The sequence below is a fragment of the Acinetobacter sp. V116_7 genome (assembly GCF_056735735.1).
In genome coordinates, this window is sequence record NZ_JBWZIF010000024.1 from 36,348 (window position 1) to 61,177 (window position 24,830).

Genomic DNA, 24,830 nt, shown 5'->3' on the forward strand with positions numbered 1-24,830 from the left:
CGCTATGAACCTGGTGCCGCAATTTGAGTGAGCTTATTGGTATAGTTAAATTCTTGAACTTGAGTGCTAAAAGGTACGTTATGATTTGCCAAACACTCTGCTAAGGTTTGCTTCGCTGTTAATGTAGTATCAAAATTGTCACTAATTTTTGCTGAACTCGTACTTAAACAATCACTTTGTAAAGTCTCTATTGAGGTGGATGCATAGGCAGGTAGAAAAGCAGTTGTAATCACTCGAATACGTTGAGTAGACAGCATACTTTTAGGTAGTTGCGTACCTTCGGAGGTATTTGTTCCCCGCGGTAAATTTGAACCCGGAATATCATTAAGAGCATCTGTTGGAATACTGACAGCAACTTGGGTAACGACTGCTTGACGATTACTTCCATAGTCACTTGTTAAATCACAAAAACCCGCTACCCCGCCATCTTCGACGACTGCATTATTAGCACTCCCTGCCCGAAGTAAACTTGCGCCTCGAGTCTGAGCAAAATTTGTAGATGTAGAAACAGGCTTGTAACAAAAGTTGTATTCTGCACCCGGATTACTTTCATGCTCTTTGAGCGCTGCACCAATCACATTAGTAATATTAGTCAGTGTATTAGGATTCATCTGCACAATGAGTTCCAAGGGCGTATCAGATGATTGAAAATTTAATTGGTTAACTTGGCTATTCGTAGCAACTTTTAAAGAAACAATAGCCACTCTTATTGCTAAAACACCTACAGAAATAACAACCAACAAAATAATAAGCACAACTATAAGGGTTGCCCCTTTTTCTTTAGATTTACTTTGATGAATTAAATGGGTCATAGACTTTCCCCCATCGCATTACGTAGAGCAATTGTTACGTTATAAACACGGCGTAAGAATCGAGTTGTATTATCAGAAGCATGCACTGTTTGATCTAACATAAGAAAAGACTGAGCAGGATCTATTGCTCTGTTTTGAGCATTATTCGTGGAACGGGCTAGTACAGATATTTGTATTGAAAGAATTCGCGGTGCCATCACAGATGGTGTGGCATCTCGCGCAGCCTGTGCAGCAGCTCGATACTGGGGAATCGTATAGTAAGCAAAATTGCCAGCCGCATTTTTTGCACCAAATAACACATGAAAATGATCAATACGCGGTAATACGATTTGGCCGGCGTCACCCAAGCCAGTAATAGTGGTAGGTTGAGCAGCCGCGGCTGCAGCAGAGGGAGTATTTGCATCACATGCAAGTGCATAATCTTGTTGAGAACCACCATTACTATCAAGACGTAAGAAATAACGCTCTACAATTAAATCTCCTGCAAGTACATTCACACCCTCACAATTGGTCATAGAGTTAGGAGCAATAAATTGAATCGTCAGCTGATCACTCTGCACAGCGGCGTCTGAACTATTCTGTATATTTGAAAGGCCTTTCCAATAGTTGCTAACAGTACTTACGCTATCCCCAGCACCACGACTTAATAAGGCATCAGCAATATAAGTATTTGTTCCAACATTAGGTACAAAATTGACACTGTCATTATTAGTTGCTGTTGAGCCAGTTAATACAACACCGCCCCAAGGGGTGATATCAGTTAATATCGGGTTGATTACATTTCCATAATTTAAAAGGCGTATATCACGTGCAATATATTCCAGACCGAAAATACCGCTATCTTGTATTTCAGCATTTGCTTTTTGTAGGTGACTTGATAGGAGTCCGCCAATAAATAATTGCGTCGCTGCAGCCACCAAAATCAGACCTAAAACCAATGCAACCATAAGCTCAATTAATGTAAAGCCTCGTTGCTTCCCCGAAAAAAATGAGTGAGCCATCAATATGCCTCCATCATTAAACAATTTGAATTATTGGCATAAACGCCATTGGTACTCATACAACTCGATACATCCGCGGTAGTGACTCCCCCATTTGTTGTAATTACTGGAGAAGTTTTCCCCCAGAAAATAAACAAACACTGCCTCTGCTGGGTCATTGTGCTTGTAACCCCAGGGCAATTTGTCATTGTGATTTTCATGCCAAGTTGATCAGCATTTTTTGCTGCTTGATATGCATCAAATTGAGCAAGTTGAGAAGGCGTACAAGTGGCATTAAAACACAACGTGGGAGTTATGGTTGTAGAGGAGTAATTGCTATAACTACGAACAAATGCAGGATATTGACTAGCTTGAGAACTATTTACGCGAATATTTTCCGCTAACCCTCTCATAATCATAATAGCTTGAGATTTACTTAGTGCTTCTGAAGAGGCGTCTATAGCCCGAACCTGCAAGGCAACATATCCTAAAACGCCTATTGCAAGTAAAATTAAGGCGACTAACACTTCTAATAAACCCACCCCGGCTTGAGTTTTTTGTTTGCCACCCAGCATTAGCATGTCTCCTCAGCTTTAAAAATTAATGTGCCAAGCTTTGTTAAAATAAGAATTTTCTTTGTATTTATTTTTGAATTACAAATAGATAAAAGTGTGTCTTGGGTGATATTACTTACAACTCCATTCGCATTAAAAGTTAACGTCGTCGCTGTTAGTGAACTCTGCGTACCATTAGCAGCAATATTTTTGAGCTCAAGAGTATTATTGGCTGCAGCTTTCCAATTAAAAGATGTTGATGTATTTGAAGCTGTTGAATTCAGATTAATAGTTACATCTTGTCGACCAAGTATTGCTTGGCTTTTTGATTCAGACAAAGTATTGATTAAGTCTCGTTGATTTTCATCTAGTCGTTTACTTTCTAATAAATTCGACATAGACGGTGCGGCCATCATCGCAATGATGGTCATTACTATAATCGTCACTATAAGCTCAACCAAGGTGAACCCTTCTTGCGGAATAATTCCCCTCATCCCCAGAACCCCAAATAAACTTAAGAATTTTTTATTTATTATTTAAATTTTACGGTTTAGATTTACAAAACAAATACAAAGCAGATGAAGGGTATAAAAAAACAGATAACTGTCACATCAACAATTATCTGTTTACTATTTTAAAATCAGTATGTTAAATAAGTCACACTTTATGCTTGAGTCACATGAATACGTAATTCTTTAGGAAGACTAAAGGTTATGTTCTCTTCACGTCCATCTAGTTCTTTAGGTGCTTGCGCGCCCCAATCTTGTAAACGTTGAATAACTTGCTTAATCAGAATTTCTGGTGCTGAAGCACCCGCTGTCACACCAATTTTACAAGTTTCATTGAACCATGACTGTTCTAACTGGTCAGCATTATCTACAAGGTAAGCAGCTTTGCCCATACGCTCTGCAAGCTCACGTAAACGATTTGAATTTGATGAGTTAGGTGAACCAACAACTAAGACCACATCACACTGCTCCGCCAAGTCACGTACAGCATCTTGTCTGTTTTGAGTGGCGTAGCAAATATCATCTTTACGCGGACCTTGGATCTGAGGAAATTTTGCACGTAAAGCATCAATAACTTTAGCCGTATCATCAATAGATAAAGTTGTTTGAGTTACAAATGCAAGTTTTTCAGGATGTCTTACTGCAAGCGCAGCAACATCAGCTTCATCTTCAACTAAATAAATGTCACCACCCTTCAATTTATCATATTGACCCATTGTTCCTTCAACTTCTGGATGTCCTTCATGACCAATTAAAATGGCTTCAGTACCTTCACGCGCATATTTAGTCACTTCAATATGAACTTTAGTAACTAAAGGACAAGTTGCATCAAATACTTTTAAACCTCGGCGCTCCGCTTCTTGCTGAACAGCTTTTGAAACACCGTGAGCACTAAAAATTACAATTGAGTCATCCGGAACCTGATCTAGTTCATCAACAAAAACCGCCCCTCTTTGACGTAAGTCATCTACCACAAATTTATTGTGTACAACCTCATGACGCACATAAATAGGAGGGTTAAAACATTCTAAAGCCCGATTGACGATTGCTATGGCTCGATCAACACCGGCACAAAAACCACGCGGATTAGCTAACACAATTTCCATAACAGCCTCAAAATTAATAAAACAGGGGAATTTCTCTTGAATATTTGCAATTAAAACTATTCAGTTTAAACGCACGGTACACTACAATAGCGAAGATATTTTATCATATCAGGAAAAATATCATGTCGGGTCTATTGTTTGTCGTTTCTGCTGCATCAGGAACGGGCAAAACATCTTTGGTGAAAGCCCTGCTTGACCGTGTGAGCAATTTACATGTTTCAGTCTCACATACTACCCGAGGTCAACGTCCCGGTGAATTAGATGGTGTTCACTATCACTTCACTACAAAAGATGAATTTCTAGACCAAGTCAACCATGACGGTTTTATTGAATACGCTGAAGTATTTGGTAATTACTATGGCACTTCTCAAGCAACTGTAAAACAACAGTTAGCTCAAGGACACGATGTTCTACTTGAAATTGATTGGCAAGGTGCAGAGCAAGTACGCAAACTTTTTCCTGAATCCAAGCAAATATTTATTTTACCACCAACACAGTTTGACCTTCGTCAGCGTTTATCTAATCGCGGTACAGACTCAGTTGAAGTCATTGAACATCGTTTAAGCTGTGCAGTTGAAGATATGCAGCATTATACGAACTTTGATTACATCATTATTAATGATGACTTTAATAAAGCCTTACATGAGATTGAAGCTGTGATTACAGCAAACCGTCTAGTGCTATCTCAGCAAGCGAAACGTTATCAAACATTAATTCAAGACTTGATTACTCCTCAACCAAAACAGGAATAACTTGAGTCTAGATCGAAAGCCTTTTATACTGTTTAGTCTGTTCAAATTCACCATTCCAAAACGAGAACTTTTATGGCACGCGTCACCGTTGAAGATTGTTTAGATCATGTAGACAACCGTTTTGAGCTTGTGCTCGTTGCAAGTAAACGTGCTCGTCAATTGGCACGTCAAGGCATGGAGCCAACTGTAGAATGGGATAACGACAAACCGACTGTAGTTTCTTTGCGCGAAATCGCGGCAGGGCACGTTACGAAAGAAATTCTTAAGCAACGTGAACAAGATTATCAAACTTCTAGTCTTGATCTTGCTCTTTCTACAAACAGCTTGAATTTAGAAGGTTTTTCTTTCTAATTAATTCTGTTTCATAAAAAAACCATCGTTTTTCTGCGGTGGTTTTTTATTTGGCTTTGTCTTGAATTTAAAGATATTGAAAAAAGCAATTATTTTCATTGAAAAAAAAATACACTTTTTCAAATGAAAAAATTGACAAGTTCCGCAATATGCTTTTCATTAAGAAGTAGATAGATTTAGTTTTTCAGTATTAGGAAAAAGGGTGATTTATGCCAGGCGAAGAGGTCAGCCAAGCCAAGCAACAGCTTAAATTGATTATCGACCCTTACTTATCGGTAAGTGAAGTCGAGAAAGTGCTTGCTGCCTGTGATTTTGCCGATCTAGCGCATACTGGCATTACACGTAAAAGTGGTGAACCCTACATTCTGCATCCAATTGCTGTCAGCTGTATTCTTGCGAACATGCGTTTAGATGCTGAAACCTTAATGGCAGCTCTTTTGCATGATGTTATTGAAGATACTCAATATACAAAAGAAGATATTACTGAAAAATTTGGCCTGACAGTTGCCGAGCTGGTTGACGGTGTAACCAAACTTAGCCAATCCAGTGATAAAGAATATAACAAGGCCGCCTCATTTAGAAAAATCTTGCAAGCGACCCTACAGGACCCACGTGTCATTATTATTAAATTAGCCGACCGCTATCATAATATGACAACTCTAGGTGCTTTGCGTCCAGATAAACGCGCTCGTATTGCTCAAGAAACTCTTGATATCTTTGTGCCAATGGCAAGATTAGTCGGCATGAATGAAATGGGTGATAATCTAGAAAATCTTTGTTATCAAAATCTTGATCTTGATATGTTTGATAACGTGCAAAATGCACTACGTCTAACCAAACCAGAGCGATGTAAATATCAAAGCATCTGGGAACAAAACCTCGCTGAACTTCTTCATAATTATCATATTCAAGGCCGCATTAAAAAGAAAAACAACAATATCGAATTATTACGCCATTTCGTTAAAAATGAGATGGATCTACAAGAGCTTACGCACAGCCATGCTTTTGAAATCGTTTTACAATCAATTGCCGACTGTGACCGCCTAGTTGATGCTTTAAGAGAAAACTTTCAGGTCATTCAATATCAAGACCATATCCGTCGCCCGCTACCAGGTGGCAACCAGTCTTTATTAATTAAGCTCAAAGGCGAAAAAACCACACTCTCTCTTACCATTCAAACCGAGCTTATGCGTAAAGCTGCTCGCTTTGGGGTAGTGCTTGGTGAAAATGCACCGCAAACTTGTCGTTCAGCTATTCAGGCTTCAATGCAAAATCTGAATACGCTCATCGATGGAGAATGTGCAAAAACGACCTTCAATGATTTATTAGATTACTTACACCAAGAAAAAATTTGGGTTTACACTCCACATGGTCAGCTCCACGAATTACCACAAGGTGCTACAGTAGTTGATTTTGCTTATTCAGCCAGTTTATTTTTAGGTAACCATGCCGTTGGTGCAAAAGTAGATGGCGAGATTAAACCACTATCGACACCATTAATCAGTGGTCAGGTTATTGAAGTTATTACGGATGTTTTAGCAACACCAAATCCAGACTGGTTAAGTTTTATTAATACGCAAAAAGCTCGCCGTGCATTACAACACGTCCTTAAAGATCAAGACATTGAAGAACAACGTTTAGTCGGTGCACAAGCACTTTCTCGAGCACTAAAACTCTTTAACCGTTCGATTAACGATCTCTCTGAAGCCGACTGGTTAGATTTACTTCAATGGCGCCACATCGATAATAAAAATACATTGTTTGAACAAATTGCAGTTGGCGACCTACTACCTCAACTTGTAGCTAATCACTTATTTGCTCATGACAAGCATCCACAAGTGGAAAATTCAGATCGACTCATTCAAAGTACTGAAGGTATCGACGTTAAATATGCGCATTGCTGTAATCCAGTTTTGGGTGACCCAATTCAAGGGCATTTAACACGTCGTGGGTTAATTGTGCATCGTATCCGTTGCCATAATTTGCTACATGAACAACATCTACATCCTGAAAATATCATGCCGCTTCAATGGAAAGCAGATGATGTAGACGATGTTCGTTTTACAGCCTACCTCGCTATAGAAATGGCAATGAATGATGAGCAGGTATCTGACCTGATCTATCAATGTCGTAAAAATAATGCAGGGGTAGAAATGGTTCACTCAAATGAGCAAAGAACTTTTGTTAATATTGTGGTGAATAACCGTAAACATATTGCAAAAGTCATCCGTGACTTACGTATGCATTATGGTTTTCCACGTATTGAGCGTTTAGATGCGCCTAATCCACAGATGGAAATTTCAAAAGTAAGCTAAGTCTTTACAAGGGCTATTGGTCAGATTTATGTTTCTTTAACAAAATCAAACTTTCCAAATCCACTTAATCAATTAAATCGATGATACTTTTGTCCAAAGCGATCATCGATTATGATGAAATGAGATTTAATCAAGGAGAACCAAATGTCCCGCCAAGTAATTCATACTGAAAATGCCCCTGCTGCTATCGGCACATACTCTCAAGCCATTTTAGTAGATAATACATTATATCTTTCAGGGCAAATTGGTTTAGACCCATACAGTATGGAACTTGTAGAAGGTATTGAAGCTCAAATTCGCCGTGTATTTGATAATTTAAAAGCAGTTTGTGAAGCTGCTGGCGGTTCTCTAGCAGACATTGCCAAGCTCAATATTTTTCTAACTGATTTATCAAACTTCCAACTTGTAAACCAAATTATGGGTGAATATTTTGCGCAACCCTATCCTGCACGTGCAGCTCTTGGTGTAGCAAGTTTACCAAAAGGTGCTTTAGTTGAAATGGATGGTATTGTAGTTATTAATCAATAAGATATAGAAATATATTGAATATTTTTTGTTAAATTATTAACTCTAAATCATGAACCACCTTTGTATAAAATCTGAACATAACTCAGATTTCCACTCAGGTGGCATTTTTTTATCCAAATTCCCAATAATAATAAATGAGATTTTAAATGAATTTCATTGACAAACGATAATAATTATCAATAATATCAATTATCGCATTTATATTTGGGGATCACTCCCATGTACGTTTGCTTGTGTCGTGGCATTACCGATCAAGATATTAAAGACGCTGTTGAAAATGGCGCAGAAAGCTATCGCGAAATTCGTGATTTGCTTGATCTTGGTACTTGCTGTGGACGCTGTGCACCAGAAGCACGTGCTATTATTAATGAAGAATTAGCAGAAATCGCTGCTCGTATTTCTGTAGCTGCCTAAAAGATTTATAAAAATTTAATAGTATTTATTAGCTCCTCCACCGCTTTTTGCGGAACGGTAATAGTTCCTCATTCAAGCGGTTTTTTTTGGTTGGAAACTCTCCTTTCCTAATCTTGTGTTGTTTTTGATTGCGATTTTCATTTGCTGTTCTATAAATTACTCGCCATATCAGTGTTTGTTCACTAGAATGGTTTTATAGATTGCCTTAATTGAATTAAGGCAGAAATTGTTTTGGAGTAGCTACAATGAAAGGCAATCGTGATGTCATTAATCAGCTCAACCAAGTGCTGTATCATCATTTAACTGCAATTAATCAATACTTTTTGCATTCACGCATGTTTAATGATTGGGGAATTGAGCAGCTTGGCTCTGCTGAATATAAAGAATCCATTCGTCAAATGAAGCATGCAGACAAAATTATTGAACGTATTTTATTCTTGGAAGGTCTACCTAATCTTCAGCACCTAGGCAAACTTTATATTGGTCAACATACAGAAGAAGTTCTGCAATGTGACATTCGTAAAGTGAAAGAAAATATAGAAGCGATTCAAAAAGCAGTTGCACTCGCTGAAACAGAACAAGACTATGTGACTCGTGATCTTGTTCAAGAAATTTTAGAAAAAGAAGAAGAATATTGGGACTGGTTAGATACCCAAATTGACCTTATTGGCAGCGTTGGTATTGAAAATTACATCCAGAGTCAGATGTAATTTCTCATGAAAAAATCCCCTTGAATATAAGGGGAGTTTTTTATTACTTTTCTTTTAATAACTCTGGTAGCGTTATTTTTTGCTTATAGAGATGCTTTAAAATTAATAATTGCTGTTCTGCTTGCTCTGGTTTTCCATTATAAGCCAGCAATTTTGCATTTTTACGTAAATTATATGGAGTTGCTTTATTCTTTACCGAGTTTCCCCACTGGACTAGCTCAGCTTCAGATAATTTAGTTTTTGGATTAAGTTCAATCCATTTTAAACGCTCGTCAAACTGCGTTAAAACAAAAATTTTACTGCTTCCCATGAACTCTGCATTTGGCTTTTTATTCTTATACAGTAAATTACTATTTAGAACATACACATTGTAATCACGTAAAATCGCAATAATAAGCAGTAAACTAATTATCCATATTAAGCGAAAAAGTTGCTTATTAAGTACAACTCCCTTGAGTACTGGAATCTGCGCCTGAACAATACCGAGCAAGAAACCACAAGTAAGCAAGAAATAAGCATAGCGCTGTGGAAACTCGAACATGGCATGAATAAACACCGCACACACCATCATAATCGCTATAATTGAGATGGTTTCTTTAGCCTGTTGATTTAACCAAAGGAACCAACACGCAAAGTAAGCAATAATTACAGCTGCTAATGGAATACCATTCCAAACAATTAAATCAAGCAGTACATTATGAGCACTATTAAACCATACATGTACAGTTCCATATTGAATACTATCTACTACAGCAACACTAGTTTGACTCCATCCATACCCTGCCCATGGCTGCTGTGCTATGGCATGTAATATTTGTATCCACATACCTACACGCTCATGCCCCGAACCTGCACGAGCAACAAATGTACTTGTTTCAGTAATCTGTGTATTTGTAGAGAACTCAATGAATTGAGTAATATAAGGTAAGATGAATCCAGCAATTAAGAAAAATGCTAAGCACCACAAGAAGCCTTGAGCAAATCCAAATCTTTTTTGCTTTCTAAACTGCTTGATCACCCAATAGATGAGTAAAAATGGAAAAACTATCCACGAAGTTCTTGACTGACTCAATGCGACCGTAAATAAAATAATGAGCGTTGAAGGCAGTAACAACCAAATTGTTACTTTATTCTTTTCATATAAATACAAACACCCTAATAATCCAATGATTAAAAAGGTTGCCATATTATTAGGTTGGCCAAAATTACCGTAAGGACGATTACCCAGCAACTTAAGCACATAAGGAATATGAGACTCGATATTCAACCATTGGCAAATTGCAATGAAACTAGTAATAAGCGATACAATAATTACAAGTAGGCTAAAACCAGAAAAGATTTGATCTCGCTTTTGTTGATTTAAAGACAGGTTATAACCAGCCAAGACCATAAACCAAAAACCTAATAAGTAAAATGAACTCAATAAGGCTGTGCTCAAATCAAAAACTAAACCAAAACCCCACTGCACTATTGGAATTAAAGTAAATGGCAGCAACAATAGTTGCGCTCTAGGAATTTTAATATTTTGTTGAATTAGGGCGGCTAATACGCATAATGCAGCCCCAAAAGTACTCACTTCACTCGAAAACATAACCCAAGGGCTATAGTGAAATGGAGACAACCATGCAAAACCTAACAGGATTGCAGCGAGGAATAGGAAGAATACTTGCATAGTAAAAGATTAGAGGCTAAAACTTGAAAGAATTATACATGGAAGCCTAAAAAAGAATGTATGAAGTCTCAATGAAAAGGCTCTGATAAAATTTACTTCAAAAAATTAAGGAATGTGTGAAGCTTGTATCAAATGCTCGGCAGCGCCATAAAACCAAAAGTTTGGTGCCATTCTCCCAGTATAACTACCACACCCCCAGCATATTAAATCTTGTCCTAAATACATAATTGTAATATATAAGAATAAAGCTCCCCATAAGCTAATTAGCAGTTTTGTAGCTCTGTAAGAATATTTAAAATATTCCTTAGAATGCTGCCGTTGAGAAAAAGCAAATCCGACAAATAATATGCAAGCAATTTGTGAAGCAGGATAAACCATACTCCCTGAGAACATCGCATCAACCAAAATTGCAACAACACCAGCTTTTGCAATAGGTAAAACATTCTTATCTATGAACAATCTAATAAGTTGATAAATCATCCAAACTAAAAAAATGCATCCACCCATTCCCCATTCAAAAATCAACCTAAAATAGAGGTTATGCATGTGATGGCCATATTTATATTGGATTTTTGAGAGATAACCACCGCCCACTCCAAACCAAGGTGTTTCTTTCCATTGCTCAAAAATAAAACTCCACATCTCTACACGCATGGATGTTCCCGCTCTCATTACGGTCATTGTATTTTTATTAGCGAAATGAATAGTACTTTTATAAACCAGAAATGCTAATAACATACACCCTATCGCTTGTAAAATCGGATTTCGATTTTGCTTAGAAGAAATAAACAAAAAGGATAAACCTGTCATTACTGCCAACAGCGCCGACCTTGCGCCATCAAACAACCATGCTAAGGTAAAAAAGAATACAACTATCGGATAAAAATAATGAAAGTAAGGGTAGTTTTTATTTTTCAAAAAAATCAGAAAAAAGAAGAGAGGCACTATAACGCTATCATAAATTCGAATCGTGCCAGAATTAAATTGCCAGTCAAACCATTGTTGATAAAAAATAAAATTAAGAATAGAAATAAGAATAAATAAGCATGGAATAAAGGCTGAAACGACGACTAATGCTAGGCCATGTTCTATATTTTTTATATTCCTTAACTCATATATTAAAGCAGACAATATAAATAATAACGTTATCGCCGACCAAAGCTCTTGAAACTGGAAAATATTATAATTGGTTAGCTGCGTAGCTATTAATACACCAATAAGAAAAAAAGTAATTTGAGTAAAGATTGGATATTCTATTTTTTTTTCAAAAATTAAAATTAATAAAGCACATAGTACTAATGGAAACTGCAATAAGCGGAGCTCATCATATTGAAAAATAGACCAACCAATTTGATATCCCAATAAAGCTGTAATAATATAAATTGATATTAAGAGAAATAGTATATTGTTTTTCAGCATATGTATTTTCGTCAATAAAAAAGAGAGGATAGTACCTCTCTTTTTCTTTATCTTAATATTAAGAGGCAGCACATCCTTTAGGAGCAAGTGCTTTATTATCCGTATCTGTAATACCTGTAGTTACACAACTCCAAATACCAGTTGTCCCATTTCTTGTCCAAGTCATAATTGCACCCGTAACTTGAGAAGGAGCTTTTTGTACTGTACACGCAATACTCCCTGCACCACTACCAGCAGCAAAGCCTGTCACAGCAATACCACAGTTCGATGTTGTAGCAGCTATCCCAAGATCATTTAATGTAACTGCTTCACCATTATTAATTCTTTCTTCAGCAACTGTTTTACCAGCTGATATTTCAGCTAAACTTGCTGTTAATTTAGATTTTGCTTGATATTTACTGTATTGCGGAATCGCAATTGCCGCTAAAATACCGATAATCGCAACCACGATCATGAGTTCAATTAATGTAAAACCTTTTTGTGCATTCATAGCCTTTTCCCCAAAGATTGTATGTATGTTTTTATATAAGCCTTTTCAGCTATCAACTATATAGCAGCAACCATGCCAACTTTTATTTTACTTATAAAACAAAAACTTATATTAATTTTAAAATTTACTTAATCTAAAATCACTGTAAATAACTGACAAAAATCGTCACATAACTTTTGGTTATAACAGATCACACATCAAATAAAGTAAACAAAACTTATCAAACTTTATATTTATTTTGTGAACAAATCCTCTTTAAAAATAAATAAATAGGTGACATTTTTTGTCAATCCCCTTAAGAAATAAAATTTTAAAATTATGAGATATAGAACTTTTAAAAAATAACTTAATTAATAATAATTGGAGCATTTCCCAATTCATTGGATTGATCTGGCATGTTTTCATCATAAAAATGTGACAATACATCTCCAATTTGCTGCACACCCATCACGACAGCTTGCTGATATTTTTTCTGTTTAAGCTGTTGAACGATAGACTCACAAATCTGCTGCCAGACCTGATCGTTAGTCGCATTTCTAATACCACGGTCAAATATAACTTCTACAGTACGTTCACATAAATTTAGGTATAACAATACACCGCTATTTAATGCAGTATCCCAAACGCCCAACTCTGCAAATAGCTGCTGTGCTCTTAAACGCGTGTTTTGTCTATAGGCTTGTGAACATGGAATATGGCCTTCAATTACCACCTGTATCTCACCAACATGTCCATGTTCTGCTTGCTGTACAGCATCGGCAATAATTTGCTTATCTTGTTTTGAAAAATAACGACTACTGGCCGGAAAATAACATAAATGTTTAAACCAACGTTTTAGGCTTGGCTCTACAGATTCCTCAATTTTTGGCTGAGTAATAATTTGTGTTGTTTCTGATGTTGTTACCATGAGCCTGAAGCACCTCCACCGCCAAAACGACCTCCACCACCGCCATAGCCTCCGCCACCACCGCCGAAGCCTCCTCCACGTCCACCGCCGCCAGAACCACTTAGAATGGCCTGTAAAATAAGTTGGGCAATAGAAGTAATGAGTAAAAAGAAGATTCCAAAACCAAGTAATAAGCTAGTCACTAGACCTGCGCCATTTACAAAACCTGCTACCGCGGCAGCAACACCTGCAGTAGATGCACTAAGAGGTCGTCCTACAATAAATGAACCCACAATTCCAGCAACAAGAATAAATAAAGCCATTGTCAGGGTTGTCTGTTTAGCTTGTTGCTCTTCCGCTGCTTGATGTTGGCGTTCTTTTAAATCTTGAGCAGCTTGCTGAGCGACTTCTGGGTCAAGATTTAAAATCCTTCCAATTTCATCAAGACCTGCATTTAAACCTTGTGCATATTGGGCTTGTTTAAAATAAGGTGTAATTTGGTTTCGAATAATCCGACTTGCGACAATATCAGGCAATACGCCTTCTAAACCATATCCAGTTAAAATTTGTATACGGCGGTCATTTACCGCAACTGCAATGAGTAATCCGTTGTCACGTTTAGCTGAACCTAATTGCCACTGCTCACCCACTCGTAATGCATAATCAAAAATATCTTCTTGACCCGTAGTTGGGACAATAACGACACCAATTTGCGCTTTGCCTTGTTGGTATAAACTTAGAATTTTTTGGTCGAGCTGCTGCTTCTCAGCCTCACTTAAAATGTTAGCTTGATCAATAACAGGCTGATTTAAAGTTGGCAAACCACGAATTGATTCACCGTCTGCCATATCGTTAGAGACTTTAGGCGAGGCAGCAACACTTGAAGCAGCTTGTTCACCTGTCTTAGACGCAGTGGCTTGATTTTGCTGTTTTTGAATGATTTTGCCCGCTACTATTGTGTCAGTCTCGTCAGTAGCAGTTGCAATATTACTTTCACTCCATGCTGGATTCTGAAAAAAAACACCACAACAGAGCATAATTAAGGTCGTAATAAAGACCTTAATTTGCTTAGACTGAAGCAATATAGTATTTCTCATACAGCACTCCTTTGATTTATAAAATTAATCAAAAGAAACTTTTGGAGCCTGTTGTGCAGAAGCTTCTGCAGAGAAATTGGCTTTAGGATGCATACCAATTACTTTTGCGGTCACTGCTTGCGGGAATTGGCGTACATATCCGTTGTAATCTTGCACTGTTGTAATATAACGATTACGTGCAACTGCGATACGGTTTTCTGTTCCCTCAAGCTGAACTTGTAATTCCTGAAATTGAGTATTGGCTTTCAAATCTGGGTAGTTTTCAGACACAGCAATAAGTCGAGATAATGCCCCTGTTAATTGACTTTGAGCCTGTTGATATTTCTCAAGTAAAGCTGGGTCTTCTAAAACTTCTTTATCAACTTTTAAACCCGCAACATTCGAGCGAGCCTGTGTCACTTCAGTTAATACTTGCTCTTCATGTTTAGCATAACCTTTTACTACATTGACTAGATTTGGCACCAAGTCTGATCGACGTTGGTATTGGTTTTGTACTTCAGACCATGCTGCTGTTACTGCCTCATCTTTTACTTGTAGAGTGTTATAGCCACATCCCGAAAATAGTAAGGTACTGGCAAGCGTTGTTGCGATCGCTAATTGTTTCAACGTTTTCATCGTCACATTATCCTCAAGTTTTTCTTTATATTTTTGACCTCTTTACTCGATTGTATGATGAATTTGGCATTATTGTGTTGCTTTTATTTTATTGATTTTTAAAAACCGGATTTTTAAATCCGGTTTTCTATTAACTTAATCTTTGATCTTTTTCTTGTTGAAAACTTGTCATTTGATACTCTTCTGCTAAAGAACTTTTCCAGTAATCCACCATTTTGTCGTAATCCTTTTGGCTAGGATGAAAATCTTTTTTGTAATATGCAAAGTATTCAGGCATTAATTGGACAAGCATCTTTATCAGCAAATATGCCCCAAATAAATTACCTCCGATTTTAGGTAAGCTATTCCACTTATCTTGCCAAAATAAACGAGTTGTCCCATAAAAAGCCAGACTCGCAAACCCAGTCGTGACGCTACGCATGAGTAAACGACGAATACGGTCATCTCCATATACATGTTGATAGACATCGAATGCGACTGAACGATGCTCAATTTCTTCAATCGCATGCCATACCCAAAGTTTTAATGCATCTTGATCTAACGTTTTTAACAATTCTGGATGTTGTAAAACATATGCTCCAAGGAGAGCTGTAAAATGTTCAAAAGCACAGGTAAGTGCTAATTGCAGCTTAGGTGGAATCGTTCTTAAGTATTTATCCCGCTCATTTAACCAGTTTTGAAAACTATCCAGATTATAATCATCACGGCGCCAAGCTTCATTAAACTCTCCATGTGCTTTTGAATGCATAGCCTCCTGTCCAATGAAAGCTGCAATTTGCGCTTGTAATTGAGGGTCTGAAACTTTATCACGCACATTACGTACGCTATTTACAAAAAATTGCTCACCTACTGGAAACGTTGATGAGAGTGCAGTTAAAAAATGAGACATAAGGGGTGAATTTGCAAAATAGTGCCGCTTGATCGCCTTTGGATTAAATTCAAGACGACGCACTGTAATACCCAACGCTTTTCGACGATTTAAATATGATTTTTCTGCCGTCATATCTGCGATGTTCATACTCAACACCTATTGTATTGAAGAAGGAAGTTTTGAGTATGTCGTGAGCTTAAAAAGCTAAAAAGGGCAAAAAAGCTTATTATATTTGCCAAAAACATCAAAGTGACTAATGGTAGACAATAAAAAAGCCTACTTGAAGTAGGCTTTTTTGAGTGTTTTAACACATTAATTTATTAAACACCAAGGTAATCCAAAATACCTTCAGCAGCTTGACGGCCTTCCCAAATCGCAGTCACGACTAGGTCTGAGCCACGTACCATATCACCACCAGCAAAGATTTTCGGGTTTGATGTCTGGAATTTGAATTCTTGCTTTTCAGCTGCGACAACACGACCTGAACCATCAAGATTAATATTCGCGTTACCAAACCAATCCGCTGGGCTTGGGCGGAAACCGAATGCAAGTAAAACTGCATCGGCTGGTAATACTTCTTCAGAACCTGGAACAGGTTCAGGACTACGACGGCCACGACTATCTGGCTCACCCATTTGGGTCGTTACCACTTTTACGCCTGTCACTTTGCCATTTTCACCAACGATTTCGATCGGTTGACGATTGAATAGGAATTTTACACCCTCTTCATAAGCATTTTTTACTTCACGTGCAGAACCCGGCATGTTGCTTTCATCACGACGGTATGCACACGTTACATCATGAGCGCCTTGACGTAATGAAGTACGGTTACAGTCCATCGCTGTATCACCACCACCAAGTACTATCACCTTTTTACCATCTAAACTGATGTACTCACTTGGATCTTTTTCCCAACCTTGGCAGCGGTTCACGTTAGAGATTAGGAAATCAAGAGCATCATAAACGCCATTAAGATCTTCACCCGGGAAACCACCCTTCATGTAGGTATAAGTTCCCATACCCATAAACACCGCATCATATTCTGCTAGTAATTCATCAATGGTTACATCTGTGCCAATTTCAGTATTTAAACGGAATTCGATGCCCATACCTGTGAAAATTTCACGACGGCGTTTCATCACATCTTTTTCCATTTTAAATTCAGGAATACCAAATGTAAGTAAGCCACCAATTTCAGGACGCTTATCGAATACAACTGGTTTAACACCACCGCGAGCTAGAATATCTGCACAGCCTAAACCAGCAGGGCCAGCACCAATAATGGCAACTTTTTTGTCAGTCCATTTTACGCCTGACATATCTGGACGCCAGCCCAAAGCAAAGGCTGTATCGTTAATATATTTTTCAGCATTACCAATGGTTACTGCACCAAAACCATCGTTTAAGGTACAAGCACCTTCACATAAACGGTCTTGTGGGCATACGCGACCACATACCTCAGGTAGTGTGTTCGTTTGATGACAAAGCTCAGCAGCTTGGAAAATTTGGCCTTCAGCAATGAGTTTTAACCAGTTTGGAATGTAGTTATGTACAGGACATTTCCATTCACAATATGGGTTACCACAACCTAAACAACGGTGAGTCTGATTAGTAACAGTTTCCGATGTAAAAGGCTTATAAATTTCCACAAATTCTGCTTTGCGGACAGTAATATCTTTTTTCTCTGGATCTTGGCGTGCTACATCCAGAAATTGAAAGTCATTATTTAGGCGTTCTGCCATGTCTCTCTCCGTGGGTAGGCGCGGTTTTCACTGTTGTCCGCACCTGCCTATGTCGTTGCAGTCGTGGAATTATTGTGGATCAGCTTGTGTTGTTTTCAAAAGCGTTTGTAAATTAGCAGCCTTTGGTTTCACAAGCCAGAATTTACGGCTGTAGAAATCGAACTCATTGCGGATTTTATAAGCCCAGGCACTACCTGTTTCTTTAATATGCTCATCGATAATACGCAACAAGAACTCTTTATGATCTTCCATAGATTCTGTTGAAATACGATTTAAATCAATCAATTCGTGGTTGTAGTAATCTACGAAGTCATTGTCCAGGTCAAGTACATAAGCAAAACCACCAGTCATGCCCGCGCCAAAGTTATGGCCTACTTTACCAAGTACAGTCACAACACCACCTGTCATATATTCACAGCAGTGATCGCCAGCACCTTCAATTACAGCAAATGCACCAGAGTTACGAACTGCAAAACGCTCACCCGCTGTACCCGCTGCAAAAAGCTTACCGCCAGTTGCGCCATACAAACAGGTATTACCAATAATTGCTGTGTTTTGGGTTTGGAAAGGTGAACCTTTTGGTGGGAAAATTGAGATACGACCACCTGCCATACCTTTACCCACATAGTCGTTTGCATCACCTTCAAGACGGATGTGTAAACCACCCGCGTTCCATACACCAAGTGACTGACCAGCTGTACCAGTTAAGTTCATCACTACTGGATGTACTTCCATACCTAAGTTGCCATAGCGACGAGCAATTTCACCAGACACACGAGCACCGATCGAGCGGTCACAGTTCACAACATTGAAGTTGAACTGACCACCTGCGCTTGATTCAATTGCAGGAAGCATTTCAGCAACCATTTTCTCAGCTAACACACCTTTATCAAATGGTGCATTCCCCTGTACTTCACAGTACTGTGCTTTACCGTCAGCAGATGGATGAGAAGTTAACAATGCACTTAAATCTAGGTGAGCATGTTTTTCAGTTTCACCCGGTAATACTTCAAGTAAATCAACACGACCGATTAAGTCTTTCAATGAAGACACACCTAATGCTGCCAACCATTCACGTGTTTCTTCCGCAATAAAGTGGAAGAAATTGATGAGCATTTCTGGTTCGCCAATGTAGTGCTCTTGACGTAAGTGATCTTGTTGAGTTGCAACACCAGTCGCACAGTTGTTTAAGTGGCAAATACGTAAATATTTACAACCTAACGCAATCATTGGTGTTGAACCGAAACCAAAGCTCTCAGCACCTAAAATTGCTGCCTTGATCACATCAAGACCAGTTTTTAAGCCACCATCAGTTTGTACACGTACTTTGCCACGCAAGTCATTTACACGAAGAGCTTGATGCGCCTCACTTAGACCTAATTCCCATGGAGAACCCGCATGGTGAATAGATGAAAGTGGAGATGCAGCAGTACCACCGTCATAACCAGAAATGGTAATGAAGTCTGCATATGCTTTAGCAACACCAGCTGCAATCGTACCTACCCCCGGTTCAGATACCAACTTCACTGATACCATTGCTTGTGGGTTAACTTGTTTCAAGTCAAAAATTAACTGAGACAAATCTTCAATTGAGTAAATATCGTGGTGTGGTGGAGGTGAAATTAGTGTTACACCTGGCACTGAGTAACGTAAACGTGCAATTAAACCATTTACTTTACCGCCCGGTAACTGACCGCCTTCACCTGGTTTTGCACCTTGAGCAACTTTAATTTGCAATACTTCAGCAGAAGTTAGATATGCAGGCGTTACACCAAAACGACCAGATGCGATCTGTTTGATTTTCGAGTTACGAATTGTGCCGTAGCGAACAGGATCTTCACCACCTTCACCAGAGTTTGAACGACCACCAATCGTGTTCATCGCAATTGCAATCGCTTCATGCGCTTCTGGAGAAAGAGCACCTAAAGACATCCCTGCAGAGTCAAAACGAGGCAAGATCTCTTCAACTGATTCAACTTGCTCAACTGGAATCGAGTTCGTTGTTTTTAACTTAAATAAGTCACGAATAGTCGCTACTGGACGGTTATTCACCAGTTCAGCATATTCTTTAAAGTGTTCGTATTTACCTGAGCGAACCGCTTTGTGTAATGAGTTAATCACATCTGGGTTAAACGCGTGATATTCTTTATCAAACACAAATTTAAGCAGGCCACCTTGATCAATTGGTTTACGATTTGACCATGCTGTAGCAGCTAATTTTTTCTGGTCTTTTTCAAGATCAGCAAATGTTGCACCCTGAATACGACTTGGAACACCCAAGAAACATTGATCTACCACTTCAGACGATAAACCTACTGCTTCAAAAAGCTGACCACCACGATACGAAGCAACGGTAGAGATACCCATTTTTGAAAGAACTTTTAATAAGCCTTTCTCAATACCTTTACGGAAGTTCGCTTGAGCATGGATTGGATCACCTAAAAGCTCGCCTTTCGCAATCAAATCATTAATTACGTCATATGCAAGGTATGGGTAAACAGCGGTTGCACCGAAACCAAGTAATACCGCAAATTGGTGCGGATCACGTGCAAAACCAGTTTCAACCATGATGTTTGCATCAGTACGTAAACCAGTTTTAATGAGGTAATGATGTACTGCACCTGTTGCAAGCGCTGCATTTGCAGGCAAGAAACCTTGGCGAATATTTTTATCAGTTAAAACAATTAAAGTTTTACCATCACGAACCGCTTGCGCTGCCTCTTCACAGATACGCGTAATCGCAGCTTGCAAACCTTCTTCTTCAGCATAGTTCAAATTGATGTCAACAGACGCATAGCCTGCACGATCAATACTACGGATTTGCTGCATTTTTGAGTTAGACAGAACAGGGCTCGAAATAATGATTCGATCTGCGTGCTCTGGACCTTGCTCAAATACATTCTGTTCACGACCTAAACAGGTTTCGAGCGACATTACAATCGATTCACGTAGTGGATCAATTGGCGGGTTTGTTACTTGCGCAAATTGTTGACGGAAATAATCAGTCACATGGCGTACTTGACGAGACAATACAGCCATAGGCGTATCATCCCCCATAGAACCTACAGCTTCCTGACCACTTTCAGCAATAGGACGCAACAACTGGTCGCGCTCTTCAAATGTCACCATAAACATTTTTTGAGCTGCTTTTAACGCATCGCCAGTTAAACCCTGATCAACTAATTGTTCTTCAAGTTCAGGGTTGGCATTGAGGCGAATTGCATGATCACGTAACCACTCACGGTACGGACGCATGTTTTTCAAATGAGTACTAACATCTTTAGTATCAAGTACTTTACCTGTTAAAGTATCAACTACTAAAATTTGACCAGGGCCTACGCGACCTTTAGAAATAACATCTTCAGGTTCATAACCCCACACACCAATTTCAGATGCCAAGGTAATGTAATCATTTTTGGTAATAACCCAACGTGCAGGGCGTAAACCATTACGGTCAAGCATACAAATAGCATGACGACCATCTTGAATTACTAAACCTGCTGGACCATCCCAAGCTTCCATATGCTTAGAGTTGAACTCATAGAATGCACGTAAGTCTGCATCCAAAGTTTCAACGTTCTGCCACGCTGGTGGCACGAGCATACGCAATGCACGGAATAAATCCATACCGCCACCAACCAAGATTTCAAGCATGTTATCTAAGCTTGAAGAGTCTGAACCAGTACGGTTCACAATTGGGTTAAGCTCAGTTAGGCCTGGTAACAATGGGTTTTCAAATTTAGGCGTACGTGCCAATGCCCAGTTACGGTTTGCTGTAATAGTGTTGATTTCACCATTATGCGCAAGGTAACGGAATGGCTGCGCCAAAGGCCAGCGCGGTAAAGTGTTGGTCGAGAAACGTTGGTGGAACACCACGATATGTGATTTTAAACGTTCGTCTGCCAAATCTGTATAGAACTCAGCAATTGCAGCCGGCATCATCAAGCCTTTATAGCTGATCACTGTCGAACAAAGTGTAGTCACATAGAATGACGGATCATTTTGTAATTGTTGTTCTGCACGACGACGTGCCAAAAATAGTTTACGGTTAAACTCAACTTCAGTTACACCCATTGGACAGTTCACAATGACCTGTTCAAAAGCAGGTAAAGATTGAAGTGCAATTTCACCTAGTGCATCGTTATTTGTAGGGACAACACGCCAAGCCAATACGCGTAAGCCATCAGCCTCGATTTCTTTAGTTAAAATATTTTTAGAGTGCTGCGCTAATGCCGGATCGACATTTAAAAATACCGTTCCTACAGCAAAAACTTCGCTAAGTGTAATATCACTTAGTTTTTTTGCTTCATCACGGAAAAATTGCTTTGGCATCGCCAATAATAAGCCGCAACCATCTCCCGTCTTGCCATCTGCGGCAATACCACCACGGTGCGTCATGCAACTTAAACTGTGAATCGCGGTTTCTACAAGATGATGACTTGATTCACCCTTCATATGGGCAATCAGTCCAAAACCACAGTTATCCTTAAACTCATCAGGTTGATATAAACCTTGAGCGGGAGCTACAGTATTAGGCGATGGCATGTGCATAGCGTACCCTTCTTTCAATAAGGCTCTTTCGAGCGTCAAACAAACAACTTATTTCTGCGATATTGCCTACGGACGATGGTTAGCTCAATGTTTCGCAAAAAAAAATTTTGGGCTGATAAGCCAATATACGCTGTTCCATTTTTACGTACACTGGTTTTTGCTAGAAAAATGTTTTGACTTATTTCGCACTCTTTTAAAGCAGCTCGACCCCACGACTCTGCATAGACTTCACTCTTTAGAGCGCCAAAATAGTTAGCAGTACATTAATAAGCACAAGAATAAAGCAAAAACTATGCCAATATAATTTTCGTAGCTTAAGTGTTTATATTTCTTAAAAATAGATCAGTTTTATTCAGGCTATCATTTTAATAAATGACCAAATATGCACCACACTTGATCAAAAATTATATATCTCTTTTGTTATTGCACTATATTTGTGCACATTATTCTTATCCTTAGTTCCCTCTTGTGCCCTCATTTGTTGCATTTTTAGGAGTAGCTTCAGTTGCAGGATTTTGCTGAGTCTTTTTAGAAGCATCTGCAGAATTCGACTGATGTACATCCACAACATTTCCTTCAGCATCCCGACGAATAATGGTCGTCCGGGTTGTAGAGTTCGTTGCTGGAGCAGTCACTTTCGGCTGCGTACTTATCGCACCGTTTACACCTGCACCCATGAGCAAAGACTCATCAATTTTAGGCAATGCAGCTGGTCGTAGACGCACTTCATAAGTTTGGCTAATTCCACCTTTCATTTCATCTGCACCCAAGTCATTAACTAGTGGCACATAAGTAGAAAATTGTTGTGGTTGTGGCTTAATTGATTCAGGCAAATCAAGATTCAGTTGCGTTAACTGCTGAATTGCATCCTCAGAACGCTTAAATACACCATATGTCAAAACATATTGTTCAGATTGCTTCTCTCCACTTAATCGGAAGTAGATAAATTTATTTCGGTCTGAACGATTCTTTAAAAAGTTTTTAATAATATCTTCATCAGATGCACGGAATAGCTCAAGCGTCCACTGTTTCTTGTTTTCGTTAATAAATTTTGTACCGCGGAACTCTGCCTCATGCTGACCTGAAGCAACCGTACGAGTCGTTAAATCAAGAGGCCTAACTTCATCAGCTAAAGCCCCTAAGTTAGCCGTTGTTGCTACTTTTTCTGGCTGAATTTGCACAGGTGCTTCTGAATCGGCAGCTTTTTCAACTTCTACAAGCTTCTTGCTATCCGTCATTACCCAGAAAAGAAAAGCCAGAAACAAGCAGACGATACCACCCACCAACCAGATATATTGTTGAACATTCTGCCAAAGTGTACGTGATACAGTCATGTGTTACCTTAATTTATTATCCGTGTTGATTTGCCAAAATAGCTTGTTTCATGAATTCAACATCAAAGTCTTTAGTAATTACCGCTTGTCCAAGTTGCTTTAACAACACTAAACGTAATTGACCATTGAGGACTTTTTTATCATGTGCCATATATCCAAGGAATTCATCCAATGGAATTTTTGGACATGATATCGGCAAATTAGCGCGTTGAATAATTTTTTTTGTACGCTCTACATCATCACTTGAAATCCAGCCTAAACGCTGTGATAAATCAGCTGCCATAACCATGCCGGTAGCTACTGCTTCGCCATGCAACCAAGTTCCATAACCTAGATAAGATTCAATAGCATGACCAAACGTATGACCTAAGTTGAGTAAGGCTCTTTCGCCTTGCTCTTTTTCATCGTTTGCAACAATACGGGCTTTATGAGCACATGAACGGTAAACAGCTTCTGCTAAAAGATCAGCATCTCGCCCAATCAACCCATCCATATTTTGCTCTAACCAAACAAGAAAATCAGCGTCGCCTAACAAGGCATATTTAATAACTTCTGATAATCCAGCAGACAACTCTCGATCCGGTAAGGTGTCGAGTTGAGCCATATCAGCCAAAACAACTTGAGGTTGCTGAAATGCGCCCAGCATGTTTTTACCCAGTGGATGATTAATACCAGTTTTACCACCTACACTTGAATCTACTTGTGAAAGGAGCGTAGTTGGAACCTGAACAAAATAAACACCGCGCTGAAAACAAGCTGATGCAAAGCCAGCCATATCACCAATAACACCACCGCCCAAAGCTAAAACCGTACAATCTCGGTTAAAACCAGCTTCAAGAAGTGCATCAAAAATTAAATTTAAATGCTGAATATCTTTATATTTTTCACCATCGGGCAAAATACATGTAGCTACAGTTTTACCCAAACTTTGTAATGCTTCTTGATAGTGAGATAAATATAAAGGTGCGACCGTTTCGTTACTCACAATCATGACCTGTTGACCATGAATATAAGGTTCAAGCAACTGTTTAGGATCAAGTTGACTGCCAATAAAAATAGGATAACGGCGTTCGCCTAATTCAACATGTAAAGTTTGCATGAGTTTATTAAACCACGAGTAAG

General features: G+C 38.8%; 22 protein-coding genes and 1 pseudogene. 7 read left to right on the top strand and 16 right to left on the bottom strand.

All coding sequences use genetic code 11. The features are described from left to right. Positions 1-2 precede the first annotated feature (2 nt). The 5 genes from AC1PJP_RS10255 to ispH form a co-directional block, all read right to left on the bottom strand. Positions 3-812 carry a PilX N-terminal domain-containing pilus assembly protein gene (locus AC1PJP_RS10255; RefSeq protein WP_005301018.1) on the bottom strand — a complete coding sequence of 270 codons (810 nt, stop codon included), beginning with the start codon at positions 810-812 and terminating at the stop codon, positions 3-5. Next, positions 809-1,813, bottom strand: coding sequence for a PilW family protein (locus tag AC1PJP_RS10260; protein ID WP_479766921.1), 1,005 nt, complete (start codon positions 1,811-1,813; stop codon positions 809-811). The genes AC1PJP_RS10255 and AC1PJP_RS10260 overlap by 4 nt, the downstream gene beginning before the upstream one ends. Further along, positions 1,813-2,373 carry a type IV pilus modification protein PilV gene (gene pilV, locus AC1PJP_RS10265; protein ID WP_479766922.1) on the bottom strand — a complete coding sequence of 187 codons (561 nt, stop codon included), beginning with the start codon at positions 2,371-2,373 and terminating at the stop codon, positions 1,813-1,815. Before pilV ends, AC1PJP_RS10260 begins: the two co-directional genes overlap by 1 nt. Continuing rightward, entirely contained in the window at positions 2,367-2,840 is a 474-nt protein-coding gene (locus AC1PJP_RS10270) for a pilus assembly FimT family protein (RefSeq protein ID WP_479766923.1), read from the bottom strand. Before AC1PJP_RS10270 ends, pilV begins: the two co-directional genes overlap by 7 nt. A 170-nt stretch (positions 2,841-3,010) precedes the next feature. Next, entirely contained in the window at positions 3,011-3,961 is a 951-nt protein-coding gene (ispH, locus tag AC1PJP_RS10275) for a 4-hydroxy-3-methylbut-2-enyl diphosphate reductase (RefSeq protein ID WP_144732820.1), read from the bottom strand. A gap of 122 nt (positions 3,962-4,083) precedes the next feature. Between ispH and gmk the strand changes: the two genes are divergently transcribed. The 7 genes and pseudogenes from gmk to bfr all read left to right on the top strand — a co-directional run bounded on the left by gmk (position 4,084) and on the right by bfr (position 9,031). Beyond that, positions 4,084-4,713, top strand: coding sequence for a guanylate kinase (gmk, locus tag AC1PJP_RS10280; RefSeq protein ID WP_004789787.1), 630 nt, complete (start codon positions 4,084-4,086; stop codon positions 4,711-4,713). Between the two features lie 72 nt (positions 4,714-4,785). Then, a complete protein-coding gene (gene rpoZ, locus AC1PJP_RS10285) occupies positions 4,786-5,064 on the top strand; it encodes a DNA-directed RNA polymerase subunit omega (RefSeq protein ID WP_002116990.1) in 279 nt (92 codons plus the stop codon). Between the two features lie 80 nt (positions 5,065-5,144). Continuing rightward, positions 5,145-5,234: pseudogene (locus AC1PJP_RS10290) on the top strand (hypothetical protein); the annotation flags it as partial. Positions 5,235-5,273: 39 nt separating this feature from the next. Continuing rightward, positions 5,274-7,379, top strand: a complete 2,106-nt coding sequence (locus AC1PJP_RS10295; RefSeq protein WP_005301002.1) for a RelA/SpoT family protein — start codon at positions 5,274-5,276, stop codon at positions 7,377-7,379. A 144-nt stretch (positions 7,380-7,523) separates the two neighbouring features. After that, positions 7,524-7,907 (top strand): RidA family protein, encoded by a 384-nt coding sequence (locus AC1PJP_RS10300; RefSeq protein ID WP_004789789.1) that lies wholly within the window; start codon positions 7,524-7,526, stop codon positions 7,905-7,907. 219 nt (positions 7,908-8,126) lie between these two features. Beyond that, positions 8,127-8,321 (top strand): bacterioferritin-associated ferredoxin, encoded by a 195-nt coding sequence (locus tag AC1PJP_RS10305; protein ID WP_004789790.1) that lies wholly within the window; start codon positions 8,127-8,129, stop codon positions 8,319-8,321. 245 nt (positions 8,322-8,566) lie between these two features. Further along, complete coding sequence (gene bfr, locus AC1PJP_RS10310; protein ID WP_000678123.1) at positions 8,567-9,031, top strand: heteropolymeric bacterioferritin subunit Bfr; 465 nt, start codon at positions 8,567-8,569, stop codon at positions 9,029-9,031. 43 nt (positions 9,032-9,074) lie between these two features. Here the strand turns inward: bfr and AC1PJP_RS10315 are convergent, their stop codons facing one another. From AC1PJP_RS10315 to aroB, 11 genes are all read right to left on the bottom strand, one after another. After that, positions 9,075-10,703 carry a PglL family O-oligosaccharyltransferase gene (locus AC1PJP_RS10315; protein ID WP_479766924.1) on the bottom strand — a complete coding sequence of 543 codons (1,629 nt, stop codon included), beginning with the start codon at positions 10,701-10,703 and terminating at the stop codon, positions 9,075-9,077. A 105-nt stretch (positions 10,704-10,808) separates the two neighbouring features. Further along, complete coding sequence (locus tag AC1PJP_RS10320) at positions 10,809-12,122, bottom strand: O-antigen ligase family protein (RefSeq protein ID WP_479766925.1); 1,314 nt, start codon at positions 12,120-12,122, stop codon at positions 10,809-10,811. A gap of 58 nt (positions 12,123-12,180) precedes the next feature. Further along, positions 12,181-12,612, bottom strand: coding sequence for a pilin (locus AC1PJP_RS10325; protein WP_479766926.1), 432 nt, complete (start codon positions 12,610-12,612; stop codon positions 12,181-12,183). A gap of 346 nt (positions 12,613-12,958) precedes the next feature. Next, entirely contained in the window at positions 12,959-13,519 is a 561-nt protein-coding gene (locus tag AC1PJP_RS10330) for a TPM domain-containing protein (RefSeq protein ID WP_479759941.1), read from the bottom strand. Beyond that, complete coding sequence (locus tag AC1PJP_RS10335) at positions 13,513-14,595, bottom strand: TPM domain-containing protein (RefSeq protein WP_479766927.1); 1,083 nt, start codon at positions 14,593-14,595, stop codon at positions 13,513-13,515. Before AC1PJP_RS10335 ends, AC1PJP_RS10330 begins: the two co-directional genes overlap by 7 nt. A 24-nt stretch (positions 14,596-14,619) precedes the next feature. Continuing rightward, positions 14,620-15,210: a LemA family protein gene (locus AC1PJP_RS10340; protein WP_003653797.1), complete on the bottom strand. Its 591-nt coding sequence runs from the start codon at positions 15,208-15,210 to the stop codon at positions 14,620-14,622. A gap of 130 nt (positions 15,211-15,340) precedes the next feature. Then, entirely contained in the window at positions 15,341-16,228 is an 888-nt protein-coding gene (locus AC1PJP_RS10345) for a metal-dependent hydrolase (RefSeq protein WP_479766928.1), read from the bottom strand. Positions 16,229-16,401: 173 nt separating this feature from the next. Continuing rightward, positions 16,402-17,823 carry an FAD-dependent oxidoreductase gene (locus tag AC1PJP_RS10350; RefSeq protein ID WP_004789801.1) on the bottom strand — a complete coding sequence of 474 codons (1,422 nt, stop codon included), beginning with the start codon at positions 17,821-17,823 and terminating at the stop codon, positions 16,402-16,404. 69 nt (positions 17,824-17,892) lie between these two features. Next, on the bottom strand, positions 17,893-22,368 hold the full coding sequence (gltB, locus tag AC1PJP_RS10355; protein WP_171067762.1) for a glutamate synthase large subunit: 4,476 nt from the start codon (positions 22,366-22,368) through the stop codon (positions 17,893-17,895). A 461-nt stretch (positions 22,369-22,829) separates the two neighbouring features. After that, positions 22,830-23,708, bottom strand: a complete 879-nt coding sequence (locus AC1PJP_RS10360) for a hypothetical protein (protein ID WP_479766929.1) — start codon at positions 23,706-23,708, stop codon at positions 22,830-22,832. Between the two features lie 16 nt (positions 23,709-23,724). Beyond that, entirely contained in the window at positions 23,725-24,807 is a 1,083-nt protein-coding gene (aroB, locus tag AC1PJP_RS10365) for a 3-dehydroquinate synthase (protein ID WP_479766930.1), read from the bottom strand. Positions 24,808-24,830: the final 23 nt, after the last annotated feature.

Coding starts and splice junctions, on each gene's coding strand:
- AC1PJP_RS10255 (WP_005301018.1), bottom strand. CDS start 812: ATGACCCATTTAATTCATCAAAGTAAATCTAAAGAAAAAGGGGCAACC.
- AC1PJP_RS10260 (WP_479766921.1), bottom strand. CDS start 1,813: ATGGCTCACTCATTTTTTTCGGGGAAGCAACGAGGCTTTACATTAATT.
- pilV (WP_479766922.1), bottom strand. CDS start 2,373: ATGCTAATGCTGGGTGGCAAACAAAAAACTCAAGCCGGGGTGGGTTTA.
- AC1PJP_RS10270 (WP_479766923.1), bottom strand. CDS start 2,840: ATGAGGGGAATTATTCCGCAAGAAGGGTTCACCTTGGTTGAGCTTATA.
- ispH (WP_144732820.1), bottom strand. CDS start 3,961: ATGGAAATTGTGTTAGCTAATCCGCGTGGTTTTTGTGCCGGTGTTGAT.
- gmk (WP_004789787.1), top strand. CDS start 4,084: ATGTCGGGTCTATTGTTTGTCGTTTCTGCTGCATCAGGAACGGGCAAA.
- rpoZ (WP_002116990.1), top strand. CDS start 4,786: ATGGCACGCGTCACCGTTGAAGATTGTTTAGATCATGTAGACAACCGT.
- AC1PJP_RS10295 (WP_005301002.1), top strand. CDS start 5,274: ATGCCAGGCGAAGAGGTCAGCCAAGCCAAGCAACAGCTTAAATTGATT.
- AC1PJP_RS10300 (WP_004789789.1), top strand. CDS start 7,524: ATGTCCCGCCAAGTAATTCATACTGAAAATGCCCCTGCTGCTATCGGC.
- AC1PJP_RS10305 (WP_004789790.1), top strand. CDS start 8,127: ATGTACGTTTGCTTGTGTCGTGGCATTACCGATCAAGATATTAAAGAC.
- bfr (WP_000678123.1), top strand. CDS start 8,567: ATGAAAGGCAATCGTGATGTCATTAATCAGCTCAACCAAGTGCTGTAT.
- AC1PJP_RS10315 (WP_479766924.1), bottom strand. CDS start 10,703: ATGCAAGTATTCTTCCTATTCCTCGCTGCAATCCTGTTAGGTTTTGCA.
- AC1PJP_RS10320 (WP_479766925.1), bottom strand. CDS start 12,122: ATGCTGAAAAACAATATACTATTTCTCTTAATATCAATTTATATTATT.
- AC1PJP_RS10325 (WP_479766926.1), bottom strand. CDS start 12,612: ATGAATGCACAAAAAGGTTTTACATTAATTGAACTCATGATCGTGGTT.
- AC1PJP_RS10330 (WP_479759941.1), bottom strand. CDS start 13,519: ATGGTAACAACATCAGAAACAACACAAATTATTACTCAGCCAAAAATT.
- AC1PJP_RS10335 (WP_479766927.1), bottom strand. CDS start 14,595: ATGAGAAATACTATATTGCTTCAGTCTAAGCAAATTAAGGTCTTTATT.
- AC1PJP_RS10340 (WP_003653797.1), bottom strand. CDS start 15,210: ATGAAAACGTTGAAACAATTAGCGATCGCAACAACGCTTGCCAGTACC.
- AC1PJP_RS10345 (WP_479766928.1), bottom strand. CDS start 16,228: ATGAACATCGCAGATATGACGGCAGAAAAATCATATTTAAATCGTCGA.
- AC1PJP_RS10350 (WP_004789801.1), bottom strand. CDS start 17,823: ATGGCAGAACGCCTAAATAATGACTTTCAATTTCTGGATGTAGCACGC.
- gltB (WP_171067762.1), bottom strand. CDS start 22,368: ATGCCATCGCCTAATACTGTAGCTCCCGCTCAAGGTTTATATCAACCT.
- AC1PJP_RS10360 (WP_479766929.1), bottom strand. CDS start 23,708: ATGACTGTATCACGTACACTTTGGCAGAATGTTCAACAATATATCTGG.
- aroB (WP_479766930.1), bottom strand. CDS start 24,807: ATGCAAACTTTACATGTTGAATTAGGCGAACGCCGTTATCCTATTTTT.